This is a genomic window from Rhizobium sp. 1399 (genome assembly GCF_031455475.1).
In the GTDB taxonomy this organism is placed as follows: domain Bacteria; phylum Pseudomonadota; class Alphaproteobacteria; order Rhizobiales; family Rhizobiaceae; genus Rhizobium.
On record NZ_JAVDSU010000010.1, the window covers coordinates 197,640 to 213,264 of the forward strand.

Annotated in this window: 14 protein-coding genes; 6 read left to right on the plus strand and 8 right to left on the minus strand. The window is 61.2% G+C overall.

Annotation, left to right across the window (positions count from 1 at the left end; translation table 11 throughout):
* Positions 1 to 19: 19 nt before the first annotated feature.
* Entirely contained in the window at positions 20 to 994 is a 975-nt protein-coding gene (gene trxB / locus J2X71_RS27265) for a thioredoxin-disulfide reductase (RefSeq protein ID WP_310387041.1), read from the minus strand.
* On the opposite strand from trxB, the gene J2X71_RS27270 reads away from it, so the two are divergent.
* A complete protein-coding gene (locus J2X71_RS27270; RefSeq protein ID WP_310387043.1) occupies positions 993 to 1,157 on the plus strand; it encodes a hypothetical protein in 165 nt (54 codons plus the stop codon). The genes trxB and J2X71_RS27270 overlap by 2 nt on opposite strands.
* 67 nt (positions 1,158 to 1,224) lie before the next feature.
* On the plus strand, positions 1,225 to 1,692 hold the full coding sequence (locus tag J2X71_RS27275; protein ID WP_007824299.1) for an Lrp/AsnC family transcriptional regulator: 468 nt from the start codon (positions 1,225 to 1,227) through the stop codon (positions 1,690 to 1,692).
* A 103-nt stretch (positions 1,693 to 1,795) separates the two neighbouring features.
* Here the strand turns inward: J2X71_RS27275 and J2X71_RS27280 are convergent, their stop codons facing one another.
* From J2X71_RS27280 to greA, 3 genes are read right to left on the minus strand one after another with little or no spacing between them, the layout of a single operon-like run.
* Positions 1,796 to 2,587: a hypothetical protein gene (locus J2X71_RS27280; RefSeq protein ID WP_310387048.1), complete on the minus strand. Its 792-nt coding sequence runs from the start codon at positions 2,585 to 2,587 to the stop codon at positions 1,796 to 1,798.
* A gap of 45 nt (positions 2,588 to 2,632) precedes the next feature.
* Positions 2,633 to 3,682 carry a glycosyltransferase family 4 protein gene (locus J2X71_RS27285; RefSeq protein WP_310387050.1) on the minus strand — a complete coding sequence of 350 codons (1,050 nt, stop codon included), beginning with the start codon at positions 3,680 to 3,682 and terminating at the stop codon, positions 2,633 to 2,635.
* A 31-nt stretch (positions 3,683 to 3,713) separates the two neighbouring features.
* Positions 3,714 to 4,190: a transcription elongation factor GreA gene (gene greA / locus J2X71_RS27290; protein WP_113325123.1), complete on the minus strand. Its 477-nt coding sequence runs from the start codon at positions 4,188 to 4,190 to the stop codon at positions 3,714 to 3,716.
* A gap of 249 nt (positions 4,191 to 4,439) precedes the next feature.
* Between greA and J2X71_RS27295 the strand changes: the two genes are divergently transcribed.
* Positions 4,440 to 5,672: a putative DNA modification/repair radical SAM protein gene (locus J2X71_RS27295; RefSeq protein ID WP_310387053.1), complete on the plus strand. Its 1,233-nt coding sequence runs from the start codon at positions 4,440 to 4,442 to the stop codon at positions 5,670 to 5,672.
* Entirely contained in the window at positions 5,672 to 7,117 is a 1,446-nt protein-coding gene (locus tag J2X71_RS27300; RefSeq protein WP_310387140.1) for a UdgX family uracil-DNA binding protein, read from the plus strand. The genes J2X71_RS27295 and J2X71_RS27300 overlap by 1 nt, the downstream gene beginning before the upstream one ends.
* Before the next feature lie 22 nt (positions 7,118 to 7,139).
* Here J2X71_RS27300 and J2X71_RS27305 read toward each other — a convergent pair whose 3' ends face one another.
* From J2X71_RS27305 to J2X71_RS27320, 4 genes are all read right to left on the minus strand, one after another.
* Positions 7,140 to 8,330 carry a DUF2235 domain-containing protein gene (locus J2X71_RS27305; protein ID WP_310387055.1) on the minus strand — a complete coding sequence of 397 codons (1,191 nt, stop codon included), beginning with the start codon at positions 8,328 to 8,330 and terminating at the stop codon, positions 7,140 to 7,142.
* Between the two features lie 120 nt (positions 8,331 to 8,450).
* Entirely contained in the window at positions 8,451 to 11,936 is a 3,486-nt protein-coding gene (gene carB, locus J2X71_RS27310; protein WP_310387058.1) for a carbamoyl-phosphate synthase large subunit, read from the minus strand.
* Between the two features lie 171 nt (positions 11,937 to 12,107).
* Positions 12,108 to 13,136, minus strand: a complete 1,029-nt coding sequence (locus tag J2X71_RS27315; protein WP_310387059.1) for a zinc-dependent alcohol dehydrogenase family protein — start codon at positions 13,134 to 13,136, stop codon at positions 12,108 to 12,110.
* Positions 13,137 to 13,213: 77 nt separating this feature from the next.
* Positions 13,214 to 13,984 (minus strand): LytTR family DNA-binding domain-containing protein, encoded by a 771-nt coding sequence (locus J2X71_RS27320; protein WP_310387061.1) that lies wholly within the window; start codon positions 13,982 to 13,984, stop codon positions 13,214 to 13,216.
* A gap of 85 nt (positions 13,985 to 14,069) precedes the next feature.
* Between J2X71_RS27320 and J2X71_RS27325 the strand changes: the two genes are divergently transcribed.
* Positions 14,070 to 14,558 (plus strand): DUF2306 domain-containing protein, encoded by a 489-nt coding sequence (locus J2X71_RS27325; RefSeq protein WP_310387063.1) that lies wholly within the window; start codon positions 14,070 to 14,072, stop codon positions 14,556 to 14,558.
* A gap of 85 nt (positions 14,559 to 14,643) precedes the next feature.
* Positions 14,644 to 15,573, plus strand: a complete 930-nt coding sequence (locus tag J2X71_RS27330) for a neutral zinc metallopeptidase (protein WP_310387065.1) — start codon at positions 14,644 to 14,646, stop codon at positions 15,571 to 15,573.
* Positions 15,574 to 15,625: the final 52 nt, after the last annotated feature.

Genomic DNA, 15,625 nt, shown 5'->3' on the forward strand with positions numbered 1-15,625 from the left:
CCCACCCCTCATGCCACTGTTACTCCGCTGCTACGGCAACGGGCATGTGGCCCGTTAGATAACGTTCTGCTTCGAGGGCGGCCATGCATCCCATGCCTGCGGCGGTGACCGCCTGGCGGAACGTATCGTCCGTCACATCGCCTGCGGCATAGACTCCCTCCAGGCTGGTCGCAGTCGAATCCGGTGCGGTCCAGAGATAGCCATTGTCCTTGAGCTTCAGCTTGCCCTTGAAAAGTTCGGTTGCCGGCGCATGACCGATCGCCACGAAGACGCCGTCAACGACGACATCGGTGATGGCGCCGGTGCGCGTGTCGCGCAGACGAGCACCGGAAACGGACGGCGGCATTGGGGGCTTTGCCGGCGTGCCCGTGATTTCGGCGACTTCGGTATTCCAGAGAACCTTGATGTTCTCTTTGGAGAAGAGACGTTCCTGCAGGATTTTTTCTGCACGGAAGCTATCGCGGCGGTGCACGACGGTGACCGACTTCGCGATGTTCGACAGATAGAGCGCCTCCTCGACGGCGCTGTTGCCGCCGCCGACCACGATCACATCCTTGTTGCGGTAGAAAAATCCGTCGCAGGTGGCGCAGGCAGACACGCCAAAGCCCTGGAAATGCTGCTCGCTTTCGATGCCGAGCCACTTGGCCTTGGCGCCGGTCGCAATAACAAGCGTATCGGCAGTCCAGACCTGGCCGCTATCGGTGCGGGCAACGAAGGGGCGCTGGTTGAGGTCGACTTCGGTCACGAGGTCGTTGACGATCTCGGCGCCGACATGCTGAGCCTGCTGCAGCATCTGGTCCATCAGCCAGGGGCCCTGGATAGGATCGGCAAAGCCCGGATAGTTCTCGACATCGGTGGTGATCATGAGCTGGCCGCCCTGTTCCAGACCGGCGATCAAAACCGGTTTTAGCATGGCGCGCGCGGCATAGACCGCTGCCGTATAGCCGGCAGGTCCGGAACCGATAATGAGCACCTTTGTATGGCGGGCAGACATGGAATTTCCTTTCGACTGGCAGGATGCGGCGGCTAAGAGGCGAATAAGGCCGTTTCGCGATCCCTTCGCCATTTATGAACGACCAATGCTTTTATTCAAGGGCAGCCTTGCATTACCAACAAGGCAAATGCAGGCGCTGTGCAAGATTCCGTCATCTGACTGAAACTTTCTTGCGTATTCCGTCGCTTTATATAGAAGCTGCCCGCGGGGAATTAAAGAAAGGCCTAAGCGTGGTTCGCGCTGAACTTGACGTTATCGACATAAAGATATTGCGGGAACTGCAGGCCGACGGCCGCATGACCAATGTGGAACTTGCCGACCGGGTGGGAATTTCAGCGCCGCCCTGCCTGCGCCGGGTGCGCAAGCTCGAAGAGGCGGGTGTCATCGAAGGCTATCACGCGATGCTGAACAGCCCGAAGCTCGGGCTCGATCTCGTCGCCTTCTGCATGGTCGGCCTCAAGCACCAGTCCGAAGCCAATCTGAAGGCCTTTGCCGCTGCCACCACCGAATGGCCGCTGGTGCGCCAGGCCTGGATGGTTTCCGGCGACAGCGATTTCCTGCTGCATTGCGTGGCCCAGAACCTGACCCGCTTCCAGGACTTCGTCATCGAGGTGCTGACGGCCAACGAGCATGTCGATACCGTTCGCACCATGCTGACGATCCGCCAGGTGAAGAAGCTCGGGCTCGTCGAACTGTAATCTAAGGCGTGTCGCGATCTTCCAGATCCGCTTGCCACGCTTTAGACTCTTGTTTTCGCATGTCGTTGCCGCAAAACCGCTACACACTTTTGCGCGACATGCTTTAGCCTCGCCAAGCATTGCTCAGCCAATCGGTATTGCCGATGCGGCGATACCATTTCTGTCCGCCGCCTTCAAAAACCTCACTCATTTTCGGGCTACCGGCAAAGACGACGATCTTGGCCTCCGGCGGCCGCTCAGGATCGCGCCAGAAGCTCTTGATGTGGCGCGGCACGCAGGCATTCTTGAAGCTCACGCACCATTCGCGCGGCCAGTATTGCAGATGTCCATGCGCCTCGAGCTGTGCACTCTGGAACTGCTGGGAGATCTCGTATTTGGACATGGCCGCCACCGGATCGGCGACATAGGTATCCAGAATATAAGCGTGGGCGCCGATTTCGTAGCGGAAGACCGAACTGTTGCCGACCGAGCCCAGGAACTTCTCGCGAGCGGGATTGAGTTTGCGCAGCGGCTTGGCGCGGAAGAGATCGTCATCGCGGATGATGAGGAACTCTCCAGGATGCTGGAAGAGCGGTTCCAGATCATCGACGATGACGAGGTCGAGATCGAGGAAGAGGGCAATGCCCTCGAGATCGGCAAGCTCGCGGCGGAAGAGCGCAAGCTTCTGCCAGCGGCGATCCTTGGAGCCCGCCGGCAGGCCGAGCTCGGGTAGGGGGAAGGTTTCAATTCCCGCCTCGAGGCCCTCCGTATTGTCGGTGAAACAGACGAAACGATGCGGGCGCTTCAGGTGCCTTTTGACGCCGCGATAGAGATTGTTGACATATTCGGGGCCGTAGAGCGTTCCCCACTTCATGCAGAGCACGTTGACCAGATCGTTATTGTTTGCGGTCGACATCTCCGAGACTCTGCCTTCCTGATATGTCTGTCACTTGGGTTCGGCTTAAGCGTCGAGAAGCTGCTGGTAAATCCGGTTGATCGCCGTTGCTTCCTTTTCCAGCGCGAAATTTTCACGCACATGCCGGAGCGCCGTTTCGCCCTGTGCTACGGTCAGCGCAGGATCGGCGAGATAGGTGGCGATGGCTGCCGTCAGTGCGCTGCCGTCGCCGGGTGGTACGATGACGCCGTTTTCGCCTGCTACGATCATTTCGGCATAGGCGCCGGCATCGGAGGCGACGACAGGTGTCTTCGACGCCATGGCTTCCAGCGGCGTCAGGCCGAAGCCTTCATTACGGGAGGGGGCGACATAGAGCGTCAGGCGGCGATACCAGACCTTGATATCTGGCACTTCGCCAATGAAGACGATGCGGTCGGTCAGGCCGGCTGCGGCGATATCGGTTTTCAGCTTGTCGGCGAATGCAGTGTGTTCCGGGGTGACGCGACCGGAAATCACGGCCGTCCAATCCGGATGTCGCGGCAGCAGCGCGATCATCGCCTGCACGAAAAGATCGGTGCCTTTCTGATGTCGCACGCGGCCGAAGCAGCCAATGAGATAGCGGCCGGGCAGGCCGGTGGCAGCGATCGTGTCGACAGACCCTTCGGGGGGATGGAAGAGCGTGAGATCGACGCCGTGCTGGATGACCGTGTGCGGCACCTTGAGGAAGGAGCCGGAGCGGCTGCTGGTGGCGATGACAGCATCCATCTGGCGGATCAGCCAGCGCGTATAGGAGGTGTGGCGGCGCTGGGCGGCCGAGGTGAAGACGAGCTTCAGCGGCATGCGCAGCACCTGCCGCATGAAGATGCCGGCCGCCATCTCATTGTTGCGGCGCGCGTGCCAGACCCGGTGACGCCGTCCCGCGGGCGGACGCCAGAGGCCAGCAAGCTGCGGCCATTTCAGGCGCGGAAGTTCTGGCGGAAGGCCGGGGCCGAGAGCCGCGATCCTGATCCCCAGCCGGATCTGGCAGGGGATAAGCTGGACGATCGTCGACGTGACGCCGGAGAGCCGGCGTTTCAGGTTGGGCGCGATGATCTCGACGTCACTGATATCCGGCACTGGCTGCTCTTGAAGAGGGAGGCGCGGGCGATCAGCCCCAGGAAACGGAGAGGATTTCGTAGGCCTTCGAACCGCCGGGAGCGTTGACTTCGATGGAGTCGCCGACTTCCTTGCCGATCAGCGCGCGGGCGATCGGGGAGGAGATCGAGATACGGCCTTGCTTCACGTCGGCTTCCTGATCGCCGACGATCTGGTAGGTCTTTTCCTCTTCGGTGTCCTCGTCGACGAGCTTCACCTTGGCGCCGAACTTGATCTTGTCGCCCGACATCTTGGAGAGATCGATGACTTCGGCGCGCGCCGTCAGGTCTTCGAGCTCGGCGACGCGGCCCTCATTGTGGCTCTGCGCTTCCTTGGCGGCATGGTACTCGGCATTTTCGGAAAGGTCGCCATGGGCGCGTGCTTCCGCGATTGCCTCGATGATTCGCGGGCGCTCCTCCTGCTGGCGCCAGCGCAGTTCTTCCTGCAGCTTGACGAAACCACCCTGTGTCATCGGTACCTTATCAACCATTTTTTCGTCCTTCTCTCCCCGCATCTGCAGTTCTCGCAGACACAAAAGAAAACAGGTCCCGAAGGGAACTTCGGAACCGTGCTACAATCTTAGTTCGTTGCTTATAGCAGATCGGCACGCGCGATTTCCATAAAATTCTTACCGAAGCTTTCCGCTTCCCGCAGAAGTGCCTGCTTTTGAAGGGAAGTTGGATGGAGGCTCATTTCTTAGTCTTGATTTTGCCGCCGTGAACATTTAGTGAACATTGCGATGAAGAAATCGCTTAAAGAACGGTTGGCGATCCTCTCCGATGCCGCCAAATATGATGCTTCCTGCGCCTCCAGCGGCACAGTCAAACGGGATTCGGCTGCCTCTGGAGGGCTCGGCTCCACCGAAGGCTCGGCCATTTGCCATGCCTATGCGCCGGATGGGCGATGCATCTCGCTTCTGAAGATCCTGCTCACCAATTTCTGCATCTATGATTGCGCCTATTGCATCAACCGCTCGTCCAGCAATGTCGAGCGCGCCCGCTTCACACCGGAAGAAGTGGTCTGGCTGACGCTGGAATTCTACCGGCGCAACTATATCGAGGGATTGTTTCTCTCCTCCGGCATCATCCGCTCGTCCGACCACACGATGGAGGAAATGGTGCGCATCGTGCGGGAGTTGCGGGTCACGCATCAATTTCGCGGCTACATCCATCTGAAATCCATTCCGGAGGCCTCCGCGCATCTGATCGAGGAGGCGGGGCTCTATGCCGATCGCCTGTCGCTCAATATCGAACTGCCAACCGATAGCGGCATCAACCGTTTTGCGCCGGAGAAGAAGCCGGCCAGTATCCGCCGGTCGATGGGCGATCTCAGGCTGAAGATCGAGGCTGCGGAAGAGCCGACGCTGCAGACCAAGAGGCGCAAGCGCTTCGTACCGGCCGGCCAGAGTACACAGATGATTGTCGGCGCCGACGGCGCCAATGATGCGACGATCCTATCGACCAGCGGCCAGCTCTACAGCAGCTATGGTCTCAAACGCGTCTATTATTCCGCCTTCAGCCCGATCCCCGACAGTTCGAAGAACCTGCCGCTCATCAAGCCGCCGCTGATGCGCGAGCACCGGCTCTATCAGGCGGACTGGCTCTATCGTTTCTATGGTTTCGGCATCGACGAAATCACCTCGACACAGCAGGGCGGCATGCTGGATCTCAATCTCGATCCCAAGCTCGCCTGGGCACTCGGCCATCGCGAGGACTTCCCCGTCGATGTCAACCGCGCCGATCGCGAGAAGCTGCTGCGTGTGCCGGGCCTCGGCACCAAGACGGTAAAGGCGATCCTGACTGAGCGGCGGCAACGCCGTCTGCGGCTTGAAGACTTGCCGCGGCTCGGCGTGTCGATCCGCAAGGTGCAGGCCTTCATCACTGCCGAGGGCTGGACGCCGCATCGTCTTGTCGACCGGCCGGACTTGCGCGCGATGTTCGAGCCAAAACCCGAACAGTTGTCGCTGCTATGATGCGCCGGGTGGTTCTGGAGGGTAGGGGCAATTTCGAGGAATGGCGCAAGGCCGCTCGCGCCTTTGCCGCAGCTGGGATTCTGCCAGAAGAGATCGACTGGCATGAAAAGAGCAGCGAACCGGGCTTTGCCTTCCAGCGTGACGCCTTGCCGCCTGATCCTCCTGCCGACGCCAAGCCGATGAGCGTTTCGCCGGCTTTCATGGCGTTAGCCGAGGCCGTGATCTGCCATAGCGATGCCAGGCGTTTTTCGCTGCTCTATAGCCTGCTCTGGCGATTGCAGGAAAACCGGAACCTGCTGGATCTGGCGTCCGATGAAGAGGTGTCGCGTGCTCTGCTGATGCAGAAGAGCCTGCATCGCGACGCCCACAAGATGACGGCCTTCGTGCGCTTCAAGGAGGTGGCGGCACCTGCCGGCGGGCGGCGAAAATTCATAGCCTGGTTCGAGCCGGATCATTATATCGTCGCGCGCAAGGCGCCCTTCTTCCAACGCCGCTTCACCGACATGGACTGGCTGATCGCGACGCCGAAGGGTTCGGCTGCCTGGGACGGCGAGCGGCTGACGACAAGCAATGTGGCCTGCGAGAAGCCTGACATCAGTGACGCGACCGATGATCTCTGGCGCATCTATTATGCCAGCATCTTCAATCCGGCGCGGCTGAAGGTGAAGGCCATGCAGGCAGAGATGCCGAAGAAATACTGGAAGAACCTGCCGGAAGCCGATCTCATCCCTGGCCTGATCGCCGAGGCCGAAGCAAAAGTGCTCGCCATGGCCGAGCGCGAGGCGACCATGCCGCTTCCCTATCACAATAAGATCCAGGAGGCGGCAGCCCGCATGCCGGCCCCGCAGATGGCCCCTGCGGGAACGCTGGAGGCATTGCGCGAGGCCGCCGCCGTCTGCAGCCAATGCCCGCTGCATGCGAAGGCGACGCAGACCGTCTTCGGCGAAGGGCCAGATGATGCCGAGATCATGTTCGTCGGCGAGCAACCAGGCGATCAGGAGGATCTCGCAGGTCGACCCTTTGTCGGGCCGGCGGGTAAGGTTTTCGACGAAGCGATCGCGCAGGCCGGCATCGATCGGTCGAGGCTCTATGTCACCAATGCCGTCAAGCATTTCAAATACGAGCCGCGTGGCAAGCGGCGTATCCACCAGAAGCCCAATCTCGGCGAGGTGCAGCATTGCCGCTGGTGGCTGAAGCTGGAACTCGATCTCGTAAAGCCGAAATTGATCGTGGCGATGGGCGCGACGGCGCTCTATTCGCTGACCGGCGAAAAGCGGAAGCTGGAGGATCTGCGCGGACGCCCGATCGCGATGGAGGAGGGGCGGTTGCTCTTCGTCACGGTGCATCCCTCCTATCTGCTGCGAATTCCGGACGAGGAGAGGAGGGCACAAGAGCTGACCCGCTTCCGGCAAGATATGAATCTGATCAAGGGCCTGGCTGCGTGAATGCAGAATTCGATTCAATGCGTCAGGGGACGAAGACGGGATCTTTCGGCAGGTTCGGCGGGTTATATCCGGTCACCATGCGCTCCCTCACGGATTCATGCAGGTTTGCGCCATCGGGGATGAAACGCCTGTCTTCGCGGGGCAGATAAATGCCCCTTCTGTCGCCGCGCTTGCGCCAGGAGTTTTCCGGCACGCGCCGCGGAATATATTCGAGCAGTTTCCAGCCTACGCTCATCGAGTCATGCAGCGGTGCGGCCGCATTGAGCTCGACATAGTACTTGTCGCTCTTGCCAAGAACGATGTTGTTGATCGTACGCGAAACGTAGAGCAGGCCTGCAGGCCCCGTTTCACGGATCATCCAGTCAAGCGGTATCTTGATCTGAGCGCTCTCGGCTTCCGGGTAACCGCCGCCGATATCGCCGTGGACACCGGCAAACCAAACCTCCTTGAAGTCCTGTTTTGCGGTTGCGGGTTTGAAGGGATTACCGCGATAATCCTGATCGGGCGTCCACAATTCCGGCTGGAACATGGTTCTTCGCTCGTCGATCGCCATGGCATGGCGCACATATTCGACGCTGGGATTCTTTCGGGTAAAGGGATGGGTCTTGAACTGAATGCGTCCTTTGCCCTTTTCGATGACAGAGGCGACGGTGTCGAAGAGACCGAGCAGCTTGATCGGCGGGCGGTCGTTGCGCAGCATGCGCTCGTAGAGCCGCATGCTCTTGAAGGCCGATGAGGGATCCCCGCCATCGGCGCGCTGCTCCTGTTCGGGAATGCCCTTATAGGTTCTGTAAGAGTAATCGAGCAGGTTCAGGTGATATCTGCTACACAGCCCAAAAGCATGGATGAAACCTGCGAGAACGCGGGCCGTATAGGCGCCGCGGCTGAAGCCGAAAATATAGATGCGATCCCTGTCGGGATGGCCGCCGTGATCGTCGGGCGTGCCGGCATCGTAATTTTCGACGAGGAAGCGGTAGGCGCCTTTGACGTTTTCATCGAGACCCCAACCAGTGGTAAGGCCCCAGACCTCGATAGACTTGCGGTAGAAGGGCGACCAGGCGTCTGACGCACCCAGCGTGCCGACGCCGGGGTCGTAATAGACGATCTGTTCGTCGGAGCGCTTCAGCGTTCCGAACAGACGTAAAATATTGGTGCGGTCTGCAGTTATCTCGTTCGACGTGCCGTCGAACAGGATGACGATATTCTTCGACATGCTGCTTCCCCGATACGGCCGGGGAGCAGGCTAACACCAAGTATCCATGTCTGCAATTTTGGGTCGCAGTTTTGACGAGCCGAGGACGCGAGCGCGAAGAGGCTATGCCTCTTCGCGGGATCAGAAGTAGCTCTGCAGCGGGCGGACTTCGAGATTGCCGGCCTTGAGTGCCTTGATGGCCTGGGCGGCAGCTTCGGCGCCGGCCATCGTGGTGTAATAGGGCACCTTCTGCATCAGCGTGGCGCGGCGCAGCGACTTCGAATCCGAGATCGCCTTGTTGCCGTCGGTCGTGTTGATGACGAGCTGGACCTGGCGGTTGCGGATGGCGTCTTCGATATGCGGACGTCCCTCGAGAACCTTGTTGATCTTCGCGGCGGTGATGCCGTTTTCAGCGAGGAAGCGGGCGGTGCCGCCGGTCGCGAGAACCTTGAAGCCCTGTTCGACGAGGATGCGGATCGCCGGCAGAACGCGCGGCTTGTCTTCGTCGCGCACGGAAACGAAGACCGTGCCTTCACGCGGCAGTTCGACGCCGGCGCCGAGCTGTGACTTGGCGAAGGCCAGCGCGAAATCGGTATCGAGGCCGATGACTTCGCCGGTCGAGCGCATTTCCGGTCCGAGCAGCGTATCGACGCCCGGGAAACGGGCGAAGGGGAAGACTGCTTCCTTGACGGCGATGTGCTTCAGGGCACGCGGATCGGGCTTCTCGCCGTAAGCCGCAAAGGTCGCATCCAGCTTCTCGCCGGCCATGACGCGGGCGGCGATCTTGGCGATCGGCGCGCCGATGGTCTTGGCGACGAAAGGCACCGTCCGCGAAGCACGCGGATTGACTTCGAGCACGTAGACCGTGCCGTCCTTGATGGCGAACTGGACGTTCATCAAGCCGCCGACATTGAGGGCCTTTGCCATGGCTTTCGCCTGGCGCTCCAGCTCGTCGAGCATCTCGCGCGAGAGCGTGCGCGGCGGCAGCGAGCAGGCGCTATCGCCGGAATGGATGCCGGCTTCCTCGATGTGTTCCATGATGCCGGCGACATAGACGTCTGTGCCGTCGGACAGGCAGTCGACGTCCACCTCTATGGCGTGGCTGAGATAGCTGTCGAACAGCAGCGGGTTCTTGCCGAGCAGGGTGTTGATCTGGCCGGTCTTGTCGTTCGGGTAGCGTTGCTTGATATCCTCGGGTACCAGTTCCGGAACCGTGTCGAGCAAGTACGTCTGCAGCTGGCCTTCGGAATGCAGGATCTGCATGGCGCGGCCGCCAAGCACGTAGGACGGGCGCACGACCAGCGGGAAGCCGATTTCGGCGGCGACGAGGCGGGCCTGCTCGACCGAGTAGGCGATGCCATTGTTCGGCTGATTGAGATCGAGCTTCATCAGAAGCTTCTGGAAGCGGTCGCGGTCTTCGGCAAGGTCGATCATGTCGGGCGCGGTGCCGAGGATCGGGATGCCGTTCTTTTCGAGCGCTTCTGCGAGCTTCAGCGGGGTCTGGCCGCCGAACTGGACGATGACGCCGACGACTTCACCCTTTTCCTGCTCTGCGCGCAGAATTTCGATCACGTCTTCGGCCGTCAGCGGCTCGAAATAGAGGCGATCGGAGGTGTCGTAGTCGGTGGAAACCGTTTCCGGGTTGCAGTTGATCATGATTGCTTCATAGCCGGCATCCTTCAGCGCGAAAGCGGCATGGCAGCAGCAATAGTCGAACTCGATACCCTGGCCGATACGGTTCGGGCCGCCACCGAGGATGACCACCTTCTTGCGGTCGGAGACCAGCGCCTCGGAGCGCGCAGCGCCGACGAAAGGCGTTTCATAGGTCGAGTACATGTAGGCGGTCGGCGAGGCGAATTCGGCGGCACAGGTGTCGATGCGCTTGAAGACTGGGCGGACGTTGAGCGCGTTGCGCAGCTCGGCCACTTCCTTCGGGCGCTTGCCGGTCAGGGTGGCGAGGCGGGCGTCGGAGAAGCCCATGGCCTTCAGCATGCGCAGGTTGGTTGCATCATCAGGCAGGCCGTGCTCGCGGATGCGGGCTTCCATCTCGACGATGTTCTTGAGCTGGGCGATGAACCACGGGTCGATCTTGCAGCCTTCATGAACCTCTTCGATGCTGAGGCCCATGCGCAGCGCCTGGGCGACCATACGCAGGCGGTCCGGCGTCGGCGTGCCGATCGCGGCGCGGATGGCGTTGTGGCTAGATTCGCCTTCTTCGGAGTCCGGGATTTCGATCTCGTCGAGGCCGGTCAGGCCCGTTTCGAGGCCCCGCAGTGCTTTCTGCAGCGATTCCGCGAAGGTACGGCCAATCGCCATGACTTCACCGACCGACTTCATGGCCGTGGTGAGAACCGGGGATGCGCCCGGGAATTTTTCGAAGGCGAAACGCGGGATCTTGGTGACGACATAGTCGATCGACGGTTCGAAGGAAGCGGGCGTCGCGCCGCCGGTAATGTCGTTCTCCAGCTCGTCAAGCGTATAGCCGATCGCGAGCTTGGCGGCGATCTTGGCGATCGGGAAGCCGGTGGCCTTGGAGGCCAGCGCCGAGGAGCGCGACACGCGCGGGTTCATTTCGATGACGACGAGGCGGCCGTCCTTCGGGTTGACGGCGAACTGCACGTTCGAGCCGCCGGTTTCGACGCCGATCTCGCGCAGCACCGCGATCGAGGCGTTGCGCATGATCTGGTATTCCTTGTCCGTCAGCGTCAGCGCCGGAGCGACGGTGATCGAGTCGCCGGTATGGACGCCCATCGGATCGATGTTTTCGATGGAGCAGATAATGATGCAGTTGTCCGCCTTGTCGCGGACGACCTCCATCTCATACTCTTTCCAGCCGAGGACGGATTCTTCGACCAACACTTCGGTGGTCGGCGAGGCATCGAGGCCGCTGCCGACGATTTCGAAGAATTCCGAACGGTTATAGGCAATACCGCCGCCGGTGCCGCCGAGGGTGAAGGACGGTCGGATGATGGCGGGCAGGCCGACATGGTCGATCGCCTGGGCGGCGATTGCCATGGCATGGCTCATATAGCGCTGCTTGCGGTCGCTCTCGCCGAGGTTCCACTGGTTTTCCAGCTCGTCGAGCGCCTTGTCGAGGTCGGGGCCGGAGAGGCTCTCTCGCAGCTTGGTACGCTCGGCTTCATGCGTCTTGCGGTCGGCGTCCTTGATGTCGGTGGCGTTTGCCAGCATCGAGCGCGGCGTTTCAAGGCCGATGCGGGCCATCGCCTCGCGGAACAGCGCGCGGTCCTCAGCCATGTCGATGGCGGCAGGTTTTGCGCCGATCATCTCGACATTGTAGCGATCGAGCACGCCCATGCGCTTCAGCGAGAGAGCGGTATTCAGTGCCGTCTGGCCGCCCATGGTTGGCAGCAGCGCGTCGGGGCGCTCCTTGGCGATGATCTTGGCGACGACTTCAGGCGTGATCGGCTCGACATAGGTTGCGTCGGCGAGGCCCGGATCGGTCATGATCGTTGCCGGGTTGGAGTTGACGAGGATGACGCGGTAGCCTTCCTCCTTCAGCGCCTTGCAGGCCTGGGTGCCGGAATAGTCGAATTCGCAAGCCTGGCCAATGACGATCGGTCCCGCGCCGATGATGAGGATCGATTTGATGTCTTGGCGCTTCGGCATGGCGATATCCATTTCTAGCTGCGCAAAAAGCCGGCCAGGGTGGGAGGTCACCGGGTCGGGTCGCGCATTGAGGGTCTTTTCAGGCTAGAAGCGGCTTATAGGCAAATGTTTTTGCAAACGGAACCCCATAAATCATGGAATCGACAGGAATTCGGACCGGCCTTTGGAAGCCTATTGCCCGCCGGGCACGACGAGCGTGCGAATCTCGCCGCCAAGCGCCGGATTGGCGATCGCTTCAGGCGCCTGTTCGAGTGTGATCCGACGCGAAATCAGCGGCTCCACCTTGATTGCGCCTGAGGCGATGAGATCGGCGGCGCGCCCGTGCGTGAAAGGGTTGAGGAAAGAGCTGACGAGGTTCACTTCGCGAAACAGCAGGTCGAAGGGCTCGATCTCAATCTTTGCGCCTTGCGGCATGACTCCGAGGATGATGGCCGTGCCGCCGCGTCTTGCAAGCTTGGAAGCCTGCATCATCGTTTCCGGCACACCAGCACATTCAAAGACGACATCGGCGCCGCCGGGCAGCAATCCACCTTCTCCGGTAATGCCGCTGACGGCATCCGCCTGTGACGGATCGAAGGTCACCGTCGCGCCAAGCCTTTCGGCGAGCGCGCGTTTCTCGGCGTTACGGGTAACTAGAAGAATGCGTGTCGCACCGGCGAGCCGGGCAAGCTGGACGGTGAGCAGGCCGATCACACCGCCTCCAAGCACGATCACGGAAGCGCCTGTCTTGATGTTGGCGAGATCGACGCCGTGCAGGCAGCAGGCGAGTGGCTCGCAAAAGGCGCCGTGCAGGGGATCGAGGCCAAGCGGCAGGGCGAAGGCCTGTTTCTGCGGAAGGATGACATAATCGGCAAAACCGCCGTCTTTATGGATCCCGATCGCCTGCAGGTTCCGGCAGAGATTGACGCGGCTGTTGTGGCATTCCTCGCAGCGCCCGCAGGCGATATTGGGATCGCCCGTGACCCGCATGCCGGGGTGGAAGCCGGTGACCTCGGGGCCGACCGCTTCGATGATGCCGGCGAATTCGTGGCCGAGGGTCACCGGTGGGTGGGAGGGGAACTCACCGAGGAAAAGATGCCGATCGGTGCCGCAGATGCCGCAGGCTTCCACGCGCACCAGCAGGTCCCCGGGTCCGGCAACGGGCTTTTCGACCTCGCGCATAAACAGCTTTCCGGTCGCTTCCAGGCGCACCGCTTTCATCGGCGTTCTCCTCCAGGTCTCCTCATCATCAGGAAGCGGGAAAGCAGGAGTCGCGTCAAGCATTTGCCGGCATTTCTTCAGCCGAAGCGTTTGCGGGCTTCCTCGGCAAAACTCCGGCTGACCGGGATCTGCGTGCCGTCACGGGTGAGGATCAGGCTCTTGCCGTTATCGCGTTTCAGGGATTCGACATGGGCATCGGCCACCCAATGCGACCTGTGTACCTGAAGCCCTGGCGTTTCTCCGATCTCGCGCAGCGCATCGGAAAAGCGCAGGAGCACCAGCTCGCGGCCGCGGCTGGTGACAACCTCGGTATAATGGTCCTGCACGGAAAGGCGCAGCAGGGCGCCGCGGTTCTGCGGCTTCAGCCGGTCGAGGACGGAGGCTGCCGGAGGTGTTTGCGCCGTTGCCTGCTCGATCTGCCGATGCATGGCGAGGTAGGTCAAAAAGCAGAAGAGGGCGCAGAGCGGCAGCGCGAAGAGCGCCCTTGCGAAGCTGCTGCCAAGCGCGGCCGGATTGCCAGTGAAGGCATAGTCGACGAGGCCGATTGCAAAGCCGATCGGCAGGGCTGCGACCAGTGAGCCGATCATCATGCGCCAGAACATGCGGTCCAGCACCTTGCGCAGCAGCGCATCGGCAAGAACCGAAAACAGGATGGCGATGGACCAGGCGACGGCGTGCAGGATCAGCCAGTAGGCTAAGCGCTCGCCGGCCGCCATGCTTTCCATCGTGCCATAGGGGCCGGTGATCGCGAAGATCAGAACGATGGCGAGGAAGGTTCCCCAGAAGCGCGGCGCGCGCCAGAAGACCTGCAATTCGCGAAGCGTGGATTGCAAGGATGGGTGATCCACGAAGTTTTCCCGCCGTCTACGCCATGTTTGTTGAGAGGAATGCAGTCATGCCGGAAACGGGGGACGAATTCAACCGGAGCCGCTCATGACCCTGGAACCTCTACTTAATGCCCCTGTTCCCATTCAGGTCCACGTTGCCGCCGTGGTGCCGGCGGCTATCCTCGGCGCCCATCTGCTCGCGTGGCCGAAGGGCACGCCGCGGCATCGTCTGCTCGGCAAAATCTGGATGGTGCTGATGGTGGTGACGGCTCTGTCGAGCTTCTTCATCCACCAGATCAATCTCGTCTATGGCTTCAGCCCAATCCATCTTCTTTCAGTCCTCGTGCTCGCGGGAAGCTGGCGGGCGGTTCTTGCCGCGCGGCGGCATGATATCCGTACACATCGGCGGATCGTATCGGGCATGTATTTTGGCGGCATCGTCGTTGCCGGCCTTGCGACACTGCTGCCGGGCCGGCTGATGCATGCGGTCACATTCTCCGGCAATAGCTGGCTGGCCCTGGCGCTGCTTGGGCTGGTCACCGCTGCGATCGGCGCGGCCATCGGGTTTCGTCCGCGCCGCAGCCGGGTCGCGTGAGGAAGCGGCTGGAATTCGTGCTCGCGGCGGATATATAACTGACTCCTGTGAGCATGCATGAGGCGCATCGCCGGGGAGATCGATCATGGAATGGAAAGGCCGGCGTCAGTCCGACAATATCGAGGATCGCCGTGGCGATCCATCCGGTGGCGGACGCAATCCCTTCGGCCGCGGCGGCGGCTTCAGCTTTCCGTCAGGCGGCGGCGTTGGCCGTCGTGGTGGCGGGCTCAGCATTGGCACGATCATCTTTCTCGTCGTCATCTACCTGATCTTCAAGGCGATGGGTATCGACCTGATGCAGGTGATGGATGGCGGCGGCGGTTCGACGGGAGATTCCGGCTATTCGCAGAGCGAGTCTTCCCCACAGGCGCCTGCCAATGACGAGATGACCGCCTTCGTGCGCACTGTTCTCGCTGAAACCGAAGATACCTGGCATGGCATCTTCCAGTCGCAGGGCAAGGATTATGAGGAGCCACGTCTCGTGCTCTTCTCCGGCCAGACCCAGTCGGCCTGTGGATTTGCCTCGGCTGCCACCGGTCCGTTTTACTGCCCCGGTGATCACAAAGTTTATCTCGACACGGCCTTTTTCCAACAGCTTTCCGACCAGTTCGGCGCATCCGGCGATTTCGCCGAGGCCTATGTGGTCGCCCATGAGGTCGGCCATCACGTGCAGAACCTGCTCGGCATCCTGCCGAAGTTCAATCAGGCGCGCCAGAGCATGAGCGAGGCCGATGCCAACAAGATGTCGGTCCGCGTCGAACTGCAGGCAGATTGCTTTGCGGGCATCTGGGGCAAGTATACGCAGCAGAAAGGCATTCTCGACGCCGGCGATCTGGAGGAGGCGTTGAACGCTGCGCAGCAGATCGGCGACGATACGCTGCAGAAGCGTTCGCAGGGCTATGTCGTGCCTGAGAGTTTCAACCACGGCACGTCGGCGCAGCGCATGCGCTGGTTCAAGCGTGGCTTCGATAGCGGACAGCTTTCGGCCTGCGATACTTTCTCCAACCCGATCTGATCAGGATATTCGGCACCCTGCCCGAAGGCAGGGTGCCGGTCAGCCGGGCAGC

Bases quoted from the DNA above. Each gene is read 5' to 3' on its own strand.
- J2X71_RS27270 (WP_310387043.1), top strand. From the start codon at position 993: ATGGAATTTCCTTTCGACTGGCAGGATGCGGCGGCTAAGAGGCGAATA.
- trxB (WP_310387041.1), bottom strand. From the start codon at position 994: ATGTCTGCCCGCCATACAAAGGTGCTCATTATCGGTTCCGGACCTGCC.
- J2X71_RS27280 (WP_310387048.1), bottom strand. From the start codon at position 2,587: ATGTCGACCGCAAACAATAACGATCTGGTCAACGTGCTCTGCATGAAG.
- greA (WP_113325123.1), bottom strand. From the start codon at position 4,190: ATGGTTGATAAGGTACCGATGACACAGGGTGGTTTCGTCAAGCTGCAG.
- J2X71_RS27295 (WP_310387053.1), top strand. From the start codon at position 4,440: ATGAAGAAATCGCTTAAAGAACGGTTGGCGATCCTCTCCGATGCCGCC.
- J2X71_RS27300 (WP_310387140.1), top strand. From the start codon at position 5,672: ATGCGCCGGGTGGTTCTGGAGGGTAGGGGCAATTTCGAGGAATGGCGC.
- J2X71_RS27305 (WP_310387055.1), bottom strand. From the start codon at position 8,330: ATGTCGAAGAATATCGTCATCCTGTTCGACGGCACGTCGAACGAGATA.
- carB (WP_310387058.1), bottom strand. From the start codon at position 11,936: ATGCCGAAGCGCCAAGACATCAAATCGATCCTCATCATCGGCGCGGGA.
- J2X71_RS27315 (WP_310387059.1), bottom strand. From the start codon at position 13,136: ATGAAAGCGGTGCGCCTGGAAGCGACCGGAAAGCTGTTTATGCGCGAG.
- J2X71_RS27325 (WP_310387063.1), top strand. From the start codon at position 14,070: ATGACCCTGGAACCTCTACTTAATGCCCCTGTTCCCATTCAGGTCCAC.
- J2X71_RS27330 (WP_310387065.1), top strand. From the start codon at position 14,644: ATGGAATGGAAAGGCCGGCGTCAGTCCGACAATATCGAGGATCGCCGT.